Source organism: Caballeronia sp. M23-90 (genome assembly GCF_053574605.1).
In genome coordinates this window covers 1-9161 of sequence record NZ_JBSIPA010000263.1, presented here as the reverse complement: position 1 = coordinate 9161, position 9161 = coordinate 1, and the positions used below count along the sequence as shown (strand labels likewise).

Annotated in this window: 8 protein-coding genes and 2 pseudogenes; 4 read left to right on the top strand and 6 right to left on the bottom strand. The window is 61.0% G+C overall.

Annotated features, from left to right (window positions below):
* Positions 1 to 128 (top strand): annotated as a pseudogene (locus ACRXB1_RS22665) (small ribosomal subunit protein uS17); the annotation flags it as partial.
* A gap of 45 nt (positions 129 to 173) precedes the next feature.
* On the opposite strand, the pseudogene ACRXB1_RS22660 reads toward ACRXB1_RS22665, so the two are convergent.
* Positions 174 to 1718 (bottom strand): annotated as a pseudogene (locus ACRXB1_RS22660) (methyl-accepting chemotaxis protein); the annotation flags it as partial.
* A gap of 231 nt (positions 1719 to 1949) precedes the next feature.
* Between ACRXB1_RS22660 and arsC the strand changes: the two are divergent.
* A complete protein-coding gene (gene arsC / locus ACRXB1_RS22655) occupies positions 1950 to 2372 on the top strand; it encodes an arsenate reductase (glutaredoxin) (RefSeq protein ID WP_449493280.1) in 423 nt (140 codons plus the stop codon).
* A gap of 37 nt (positions 2373 to 2409) precedes the next feature.
* Here the strand turns inward: arsC and ACRXB1_RS22650 are convergent, their stop codons facing one another.
* The 3 genes from ACRXB1_RS22650 to speB are packed head-to-tail and all read right to left on the bottom strand — an operon-like array spanning position 2410 to position 5144.
* On the bottom strand, positions 2410 to 3333 hold the full coding sequence (locus tag ACRXB1_RS22650; protein ID WP_449493279.1) for a 2-hydroxyacid dehydrogenase: 924 nt from the start codon (positions 3331 to 3333) through the stop codon (positions 2410 to 2412).
* 19 nt (positions 3334 to 3352) lie between these two features.
* Positions 3353 to 4132: a class II aldolase/adducin family protein gene (locus ACRXB1_RS22645; protein ID WP_449493278.1), complete on the bottom strand. Its 780-nt coding sequence runs from the start codon at positions 4130 to 4132 to the stop codon at positions 3353 to 3355.
* A gap of 37 nt (positions 4133 to 4169) precedes the next feature.
* Positions 4170 to 5144, bottom strand: a complete 975-nt coding sequence (gene speB, locus ACRXB1_RS22640; RefSeq protein ID WP_449493277.1) for an agmatinase — start codon at positions 5142 to 5144, stop codon at positions 4170 to 4172.
* 132 nt (positions 5145 to 5276) lie between these two features.
* Here speB and ACRXB1_RS22635 point away from each other — a divergent pair, with 132 nt between their 5' ends.
* A complete protein-coding gene (locus ACRXB1_RS22635) occupies positions 5277 to 6167 on the top strand; it encodes a LysR family transcriptional regulator (RefSeq protein WP_449493276.1) in 891 nt (296 codons plus the stop codon).
* A 206-nt stretch (positions 6168 to 6373) separates the two neighbouring features.
* Here ACRXB1_RS22635 and ACRXB1_RS22630 read toward each other — a convergent pair whose 3' ends face one another.
* Positions 6374 to 6823 carry a hypothetical protein gene (locus tag ACRXB1_RS22630; RefSeq protein ID WP_236873460.1) on the bottom strand — a complete coding sequence of 150 codons (450 nt, stop codon included), beginning with the start codon at positions 6821 to 6823 and terminating at the stop codon, positions 6374 to 6376.
* A gap of 326 nt (positions 6824 to 7149) precedes the next feature.
* Here ACRXB1_RS22630 and ACRXB1_RS22625 point away from each other — a divergent pair, with 326 nt between their 5' ends.
* The gene (locus ACRXB1_RS22625; protein ID WP_062003250.1) at positions 7150 to 8004 is read left to right on the top strand and encodes a helix-turn-helix domain-containing protein; all 855 of its coding nucleotides are present in this window, start codon (positions 7150 to 7152) and stop codon (positions 8002 to 8004) included.
* Positions 8005 to 8010: 6 nt separating this feature from the next.
* Here the strand turns inward: ACRXB1_RS22625 and ACRXB1_RS22620 are convergent.
* Positions 8011 to 9161 (bottom strand): hybrid sensor histidine kinase/response regulator (locus ACRXB1_RS22620; RefSeq protein ID WP_449493275.1); only part of this gene is annotated, 1151 nt, incomplete at its 5' end.

The following is a 9161-nucleotide window of genomic DNA, read 5'->3' as shown; positions in this document are numbered from 1 at the left end:
ACGTCGTGCGGTCGAAGAAGTACCACGCTCACGATGACGCGAACACGTATAACGAAGGTGATCTCGTTGAAATCCAGGAGACCCGTCCGATTTCCAAGACGAAAGCCTGGGTTGTGTCGAAATTGCTCTGTCGGTTTCTGCGCCGGCTTCACGGCGACCTTGACGCTTTCCACGCCGCCATCGTTCAGTTGAAATACCGATACCGCCGCCTTCAACGCGCCCGCTTGATCTTCCAGCGATTGCGCCGCGGCCGCCGCCTCTTCCACCAGCGCCGCGTTTTGTTGCGTCACTTCGTCCATCTGTGTGACGGCGAGCGCCACCTGCTCGATACCGCTGCTCTGCTCGTGCGAAGCCGCTGCAATCTCGCCCATGATGTCGGTCACGCGCTGCACGGCGCCGATGATCTCGGACATCGTGCGGCCGGCGTCGCCCACCAGCGTCGTGCCTGTCTGCACACGCGAAACGGACGTGTTGATCAGTTCCTTGATCTCCTTGGCCGCCGCCGACGAACGTTGCGCAAGACTGCGCACTTCCGCCGCCACGACCGCGAAACCACGGCCCTGTTCGCCCGCACGCGCCGCTTCTACCGCCGCGTTCAACGCCAGGATGTTGGTCTGGAACGCGATGCCTTCAATGATCGTGATGATGTCCGCAATCTTCGTCGAGCTCTGGTTGATGTCGCCCATGGTATCGACGACTTGCGAGACCACCGTGCTGCCCTTGTTCGCAATCTCCGACGCGTTCGCCGCGAGCGAACTCGCCTGACGCGCGTTCTCGGCGTTCTGCTTCACCGTGCCGGTCAGCTCGTCCATGCTCGACGCCGTCTGCTGCAACGCCGACGCCTGCTCTTCCGTGCGCGACGACAAATCGATGTTGCCCGCTGCAATCTGCTTGGTCGCCGATGCAATCGACTCGCTGCCCGAACGCACCGAGCGCACGGTGTCGACCAGACTTGCCTGCATCTTTGCGAGACCGTTGAGCAACTGGCCCATCTCGTCGCGCGATGTCACGACCAGTTCGCGGCGCAGGTCACCGGAAGCAATGGCATCGAATTGTGCGAGCGCTTCGTCGAGCGGACGCCCGATCGCGCGGCGCAGCGAGACCCACGAAAACGCCGCAGCCAGTAATCCGATGATGATCGCCACCACGCTGATGGTGCGGAACTCGCTGAACTTTTGCTGCGAGAGTTCGAAGTCGCTCTTCGCGGAATCGAACTGGTACTTGCGCAGCGATTCGCCGATGGCGGCCAGTTCGTTGAACTTGACCTGCATGGCTTCCGCCGATGCAACGATCTTCTCGGCGTCATTTGCGCGGACATTCGCGTAGCCATCGTCGAGCATTTTCTGCAGTTCGAGACGCTTGGCCTGGAACGCATCGGCCATTTCCTTTTCGCCGGGTCCTTGCGGCAACGCGGCGTAGCGGGCCCATTCCTTGTCTGCGCGTTCGCGCATCAATGTGCCGCGTCCAATTGCCGTCTCCGCCGCGGGCTTGCCAACCAGCAAGGCTGCTCGGTCGAAGCTGAGCCGCTCACGCGCCGTGAACATCTCCGCGTTGCCGGCGGAGACCGCGCTGGGCATTTCATTGGTGAAGAGGCTGCGCGTGGTTTGATTACCCAGGCTCATGCCCCACAGCCCCAAGCCGCCGATAACCACCAGCAACAGCCCCAAAAACGCCATGGCAATGCCGAGGCGGCCCTTGATCGTCGAAAGTATGTTCATGTCTCAGTTGTCTCGATACTGTTAGCAAGCGGCGGCGCACACCCGTGCCACGAGCGCAACCGGAGCCGGCAATGTTCCCCGACTCGTACCCTTTAACGGCAATCCCACCTGTCACTTGAGTAAACTGTCATAGCATCTGCTTATGCTGCATCGACAAGAATCCTTTCATTTCGATTATTCCGGGAATGAAAACCAGCCGGCTGCACTTTCAGAGGTAAAGGAGACGACGACATGGACATCACGATCTATCACAACCCGCTATGCGGCACGTCGCGCAACACGCTTGCGCTGATCCGCAATGCGGGGATCGAACCGAAGGTCATCGAGTATCTGAAGACGCCGCCCGATCGCGCCGCGCTGACCAGGCTCATTCAGGACGCGGGGCTTGGCGTGCGCGATGCGCTTCGCGAAAAAGAAGCTGTATTCGTGCAGCTCGAACTCGCCGATGCAACGCTGACCGACGAGAAATTGCTCGACGCCATGGTGGCGCATCCCATCCTGATCAATCGTCCGTTCGTGGTGACGCCTGAGGGCACGCGTCTGTGCCGGCCATCGGAGAAACTTCTGGAGATTCTTTCGGCCGCGCAGAAAGGTCCGTTCGCCAAGGAAGACGGCGAACGGATCATCGATGAAAAAGGCAAGCTGGTTCGCTGAGCCGGCGGCAAGCTGGCTCGACACGCGGCCGCGCAGCTTAGTGGCGCGCGATATCGACCTGGTTGAGCAACGGTTCGCCGCGCACCCTCCGGCGCACGTTTTGCGCAATCTGCGAGCCGATGGTATCCAGCGTGGAGATCGCCGCCATGTGTGGCGTGACGATGACTTTCGGGTGCTGCCAGAGCGGGTCGTCGGAAGGAAGTGGCTCGTTCGGGAATACATCCACCAGCGCGCCGCCGACCTGACCGCTGTCCAGTGCACTCAATAATGCTTCGGCGTCCAGATGTTCGCCCCGGCCGACATGAATCAGTTTCGTACCGGGGCGCAACTGCCTGAAAAGATCCGCGTTGAGCAGACCTCGCGTTTCGCTTGTCAGCGGCAGCAAACAAACGAGCGTATCGATACGTTCGAGGAAAGCAGGCAACGCCTCGCGGCCATTGAACGTCGCTACGCCAGGCAGGTCCTTGGGACTGCGCGACCAGCCCGTCACGGAAAAACCGGCGCGCAGCAAATCCAGCGCGACGCGCGAGCCAATCTCCCCCAGTCCCATCACGCCGACGGTGCAATCGCTCGCACGCGTTTGCTCAGGCAACGTCCATGACGCGTGACGCTGGTTGACCAGAACCTGATCGAATCGACGATGAAAATGCAGCACGCCCCACATTACGTATTCGCTCATGGCGCGCGCCTGATCGGGGTCGACCACGCGGCATAGCGGAACCGCGGGAAAATGCGGATCGCAGAGAATGTTATCTACGCCAGCCGCCACGCCATGCACGAGCCTCAGATTCGGCAGCGAGCGCAACGCGCCGGCCGGAGGTTTCCAGCAGACGGCCACTTGTGCGTCATTCGCTTCCTGCGTACCGAATGCATGGACTTCGAGTTCCGGCGCCGCGGCGATGATCGCAGGAGCGAGCGGCGACATGTCGTAACCGCTGCTGATGAATACGAGCTTGGTCATGTGCGGATTTTGCGGATGATCACGAGCGGTAGTCGGGCTGCGTATCGGCGATGAGACGCAATGCCGCTTGCCATGCGAGTTCAGTAATGCCGTCCGCGCCCTCCGACTCGAACTGCCGCGCGGTCAGTTCACGGACATGTTCCGGAGGAAAGCGCAGTTGTGTGCCACCGGCCATGGCCTGGACCTGGGCCTGACACGCGCGCTCGAGGAAGTAGATTTCATGGAACGCTTGCGCGGCCGTAGCGCCCCCGGCCAGCAAGCCGTGGTTGCGCAGGATCATCGCTTTGTGCGAGCCAAGGTCTGCCACAAGGCGATCGCGCTCACCCAAGTCGAGCGCGATGCCTTCATAGTCGTGATAGCCCAGCTTGCCGTAGAACTTCAGCGCGTGCTGACTGATGGGGAGGAGCCCGTGCTCCTGCGCGGACACCGCCGTGCCAGCCGCCGTATGCGTATGCACCACAAACGCCAGGTCGTGGCGCGCCATATGCACCGCAGAATGGATGGTGAAGCCCGCCGCGTTGACCCTGAAAAGCTCGGGCATGTCGCGGGCGCGGTCATCGATCACCTTGCCCTGATAGTCGATCTTCACCAGATCCGATGCCCGCATTTCGTGGAACAGCACGCCATACCGGTTGATCAGGAACGCGGGCTTATCATCGGGCGAGCCGGGCAAGCGCGCGGTGATGTGCGTATCGATCATGTCGGTCATGCGGAAATGCGCAGCCAGCCGGTACAACGCGGCGAGGTCCTCGCGGACTTTCTGTTCCGTGGCGGGAGGCGAGTTCGGGGCGGTTTGCATGGTGGGGTCCTTGTCCTTGTGGCGCGTGCCCGACAGCTTAACGCCTGATCACACCCGGCAGCACGCAAAGCATTTCATACAGGAGATTGGCGCCGAGCAGCGACGTATTGCCAGTTGTGTCGTAGGGTGGCGACACCTCCACCAGATCGCATCCGATCAGGTCCAGCCCGTGGCAGCCCCGAATGATTTCCATGCCTTGAATCGTCGTCAGGCCGCCGATTTCCGGCGTGCCCGTACCCGGCGCCCAGGCAGGGTCGATACCATCGATGTCAAAACTCAAATAGACCGGGCCGCCCTCCACCTTGCGCCGCACTTCGGTCATCAACGGGTCGAGCGATTTGTGCCAGCACTCCTCCGCCTGCACGACGCGAAAACCTTGCCGCCGGCTCCAGTTGAAGTCGTCGGCGGTATAACCCTGCGCCCGCAAACCGATTTGCACCACGCGCTCGCAATCGAGCAGACCCTCTTCCACGGCACGACGAAACGTCGTGCCGTGCGCGATCTTCTCGCCAAACATATGGTCGTTCACGTCGGCGTGCGCATCCACATGCACGAGCCCGATCTTGCCGTATTTCCGATGCATTGCACGCAGGATGGGAAGTGTGATGGTATGGTCGCCGCCCAGCGAGAGCGGTTTGACATCGTGCTTGAGAATGCCGTCGTAATGCTCTTCGATGATGCGCACCGCGTCGAGCAGATTGAAGGTATTGATGGGTACGTCGCCAATATCCGCCACCGACAGCGAGTCGAACGGCGCCGCGCCGGTCGCCATGTTGTAAGGGCGGATCATGACCGACTCCGCACGAATGCCGCGCGGCCCGAAACGCGTGCCGGGGCGTAACGACGTACCGATATCCAGCGGCACGCCTATGAACGCGGCATCGAGTCCCTCGGCGGACTGCAGATGCGGCAGGCGCAGCATTGTCGCAATACCCCCGAAGCGCGGCATCTCGTTGCCGCCCAGCGGCTGGTGAAAGATCTTTTCCACGGTACGTTCCTCGCAGTCATTCATCGAACAAGCATGCATCCGATTCTGAATGCGTGCGGCATGACGACAAAGTGCTGGTGCGAAATATTTAGTTCAGGTATTTCTAAAGTATCGGCGCGGCGCCTTTATCTGTCGCGGTTTTCATGGAGCTTTGTCGTGGCTACAGTCTTGCCTGAAGCACGCCTGCTGCGCATCTTTATCTGCGTGGTGCGGCATCAGGGTTTCGCCGCAGCGCAACAGGAACTGAATCTCTCGACATCGGCCATCAGCACCTACATGAGCCAGCTTGAATCGCTGGTGGGCGTGGTGTTGTGTCATCGCGGGCGCGGCGGCTTCAGCCTGACGCCCAAAGGCGAAGAATTTCATCAGGAAGCGTTGCGCCTGATCGGCGAAGTCGATGGCTTCGAGCGTTACGCCGCCGGCTTGCGCGGCGAGTTGCGCGGCAGCATCAAGCTGGGCGTGCTGGATTCAACGGTGAGCGACAAGGCCCTGCCCTTGTCCGAAGTCATCGGCGCATTCACGCGCGAACATCCCGCGCTGCATTTGCATCTGCATGTGCAAAGCCCGTACGAATTGCAGCTTAGCGTGCTGGGCAACCGGCTCGATCTTGCTATCGGCGCATTTCATCTGCGCATGAACGGGCTGGTTCATCACTCGCTTTATCGTGAGCAGCACTGGCTTTATTGCAGCGACACGCATCCGCTTTTCAACGAGCATCAGATACCGCACGAGACCATCAGCCAGCAACGGATGGTCGGCCGCGCTTACTGGAGCCAGACCGAGCTTGCGCGTCACGGCTTCAAGCGCAGCGAAGCCACGGTCGACAGCATGGAAGGACAGTTGATCCTCATTCTGTCGGGCGCGTTCATTGGCTTCTTGCCGGAGCATTATGCGCAGACATGGGTCGACAATGGCCGTTTGCGCGCGCTTGCACCGGCAGCATTTGGTTATCAGGCGCCATTTGGACTGATCCTGCGGCGCGGGCGCTCAAAGGAACCGCTGATCCAGAAATTCCGCGACACGCTCAAAGGATATCTGCCGCGGTAGATTTCAAGGCCGGCGAAGCCGGCACGGCTTGCTGCCCGCGTTCGACACCAATGAACGGGCGCACGCGTTCAGCACCATCTTGCAGACGGATGGCTTCCGGCGCGGCAGGCCCACTTTGTTCCGCAACGAGAACGATCGGCGGTTACATCCGCACGCTTGCCTTGGCGTGATAGTGCGGTGCGAGCGTAAGGCTCTCAAGCAACCCGTCACTCCGACTTGCAGAGAACCGCAGTCGTGACAGGCGTTATTTCGTGCACGATCGCGTTGCTTCCCGCTTGATGCACGCGATCCCTGACGTCGTCGGGAGGGCCGGTCACCACGACGCCATAAGCGGAATCCGCGATGGGCGTGCCCTTGCCCTGCGCAAAAATGGGATCGTCCTTCTGGTAACCCAGCACCACGAAAACCTTGTAGTCGTAGGCCGTAAGCTTGACGCCATGCGCCGGCCGGAACGCATTGATGGAATTGGATTCGACGCGCATCGGCTTGCTCTGGATTTCGCCCCCGGCCAACAACGCGCTGATAAACGTATGGCCCGACGATTTGCAATCGAGTTGTTCCTCGATCGCCTCCGCACGTGCAAGCACCGGCGACAGCACGAACAATGCTGTCGCAAACCCTGCCGCCGTTCTGAGAGACTTGGTGACACGCATCATCGGCCCCCGATGTTCGATCCTGCATTGACCCGCGGCAAATTTTCTTTCGCAAATTGCGACTGTACGCGCATGGCTGTTTAATTGCCTGACCGATATGGGAACCCCGAACCCGCATAACCGCTGTGCGCTTTCAAACCACGCTAACGTTTGCATCTTTTAGCATATCGCGCCACCGGATTCAAAGTCCTTCCGCCACTGGAAACCGGTCGAGATGTGCGCAAACCCTTTCAACGGCTCAAGTGTTTTGCTAAGAGCCACGCTCTTGCGCCTACAATACCCCCCTCTCAGTCTGTCGACACCACACGCTTTAACCGGTAAGCAGCAGCATGGTCACTGAAACCTCATCTTCTGATTCCCTCGCCGTCGCCCAGCGCGTACGCGACCTGATGAATCGCCACGGCATCGGCAAACGGCAGCAGACCGCCGAGCTTTGCCGCATTCTCGACCTGAGTTTCTCGCAGGGCCATCGCAAGTTGCGCGGCAATAGTCCCTGGACGCTCGCGCAGATCCGCCGCGTGGCGGAAGCCTTCGACGAACCCGCGCTGCAGCTCTTCGATGCCAAGAACGCCGACGTCGACGACACCGAAGGCGCGGCGCAAGACGCCGTACTCAAGCTCGGCGCCGCCGAAATCGCGTGCGTTGCATGGATAGGCGACGCGCTCGAACCCGGCAGCCGGCCGGATTTCATCGCGCAGAACATGAATGGCAGGTGGATCGTGACCACGCACGAAGGCGTGCTGCTGCAAGCCGCGCACGACGTCCACAAGATCGAGATCCAGCCGCGCCGCACCGACATGGACAAGCCGCTGATCGCGGTGGTCGACGACGACCAGACTTCCGCCGACAACCTCCACGACTACCTGGAGCGCAGCGGCTTTGCGGCAGTGGCGCTGTATGGCCTGGAGGGTTTTGCCGAAGCGCTGCAGACGCAAGTCTTCGATGCCGTGGTCATCGACTGGTTGTTTGGCGCGCATACCTCGGCCGATGCGATCCGCGCCGTGCGCAACTCGGACAATCCCGATGCGCCGGTTTTCGTGCTGACGGGCGAACTGACGACCGGCAAGGCCAGCGAATCGGAAATCAGCGACGTCATCCAGCGCTACAACGTGACGTGTTTCGAAAAGCCGGCGCGCATGGCGATTCTCGTCGCAGATCTTTCCAAGCGCCTGTTGCGGGCGTAGCGCGCTTTAATGAACCCGTCGCGTCGCTGATAAGGCCCGCGCCAGCGCGCTTTTCAGCACCTCATAGCGCACAGGCTTGAGCAGGTAATCGAAGAACAGGATGGCCGCGCTTGGATCGACGAGATCCGGCGCATAGGCGCTGACCGCAATGACCGGCAAACTTGCGCCCGACGCGCGACGCGCCCGATATTCATTGACGAACGAATACCCGTCCTTGCCCGGCATATGCAGGTCCGCGAGGATCACGTCGGCCTGATTCGTCTCCAGCCACACAAGGGCGCTGTCCACATCACCCATGGCCACGCTTGCGTAACCCAGGTGAGCAAGCATTTCAGAAAGCGATTCGCGTATCGAATTGTGGTCGTCGATCACAAGCACGCGCGCTTTTTTCAGCGGCGGCAAATCAGCCGGCGCCCGTTCGCGTTCAGGTACGTGCGCCACGGGCGCCGCTGGCAGGCTCACACGAAACGCCGCGCCCTGCCCAATATCGCTCGATACATTCACCACGCCGCCCAGCAACTCGACCAGTCCGCGGACCACGGCGAGGCCCATGCCGGCGCCATCGAAACGGCGGGTCGTCGATGAATCCAGTTGCGTGAATTCCTTGAAGATCAACGGCAACTGTTCGCGCGGAATACCCGGACCCGTGTCTACTACAGAGATATCGAGGCGCTCCAGCGTGCGCTCGAAACGCACGTCGATGGACCCTGCATCCGTGTATTTGACGGCGTTCGTCACGAGGTTGGTCACGATCTGCCGCAACCGGTGCTGATCAGATTCGATCAACCCCGCTTCGCCCGCGAACTGGCCGCGCAGCACCAGACCTTTTGCAGTTGCGGCCGGAATGTTTGCATCGACGATGGAATCGAGCAGCTCCATGGGGTCGAACACGGTCAGGCGCAATTCGAGCTTCCCGGCGCCGAGCCGCGCAAAGTCGGTGAGGTCGCGCATCTGCGCTTCGAGATGGCGCGCGCCGGTTTCGAGCCGCTGGATGATCTTGCGATCGGCCTCGCTATGCAGATTGAGCTCCAGCAGTTCCACCGACGAGACGATCGCGTGCAGCGGCGTGCGCAGTTCATGGCTGATCATGCCGAGAAACGCGTCCTTCGCCTGCGATGCCTCGCGCGCGGCGCGCGTTGCCTGATGCTGCGCTTCGA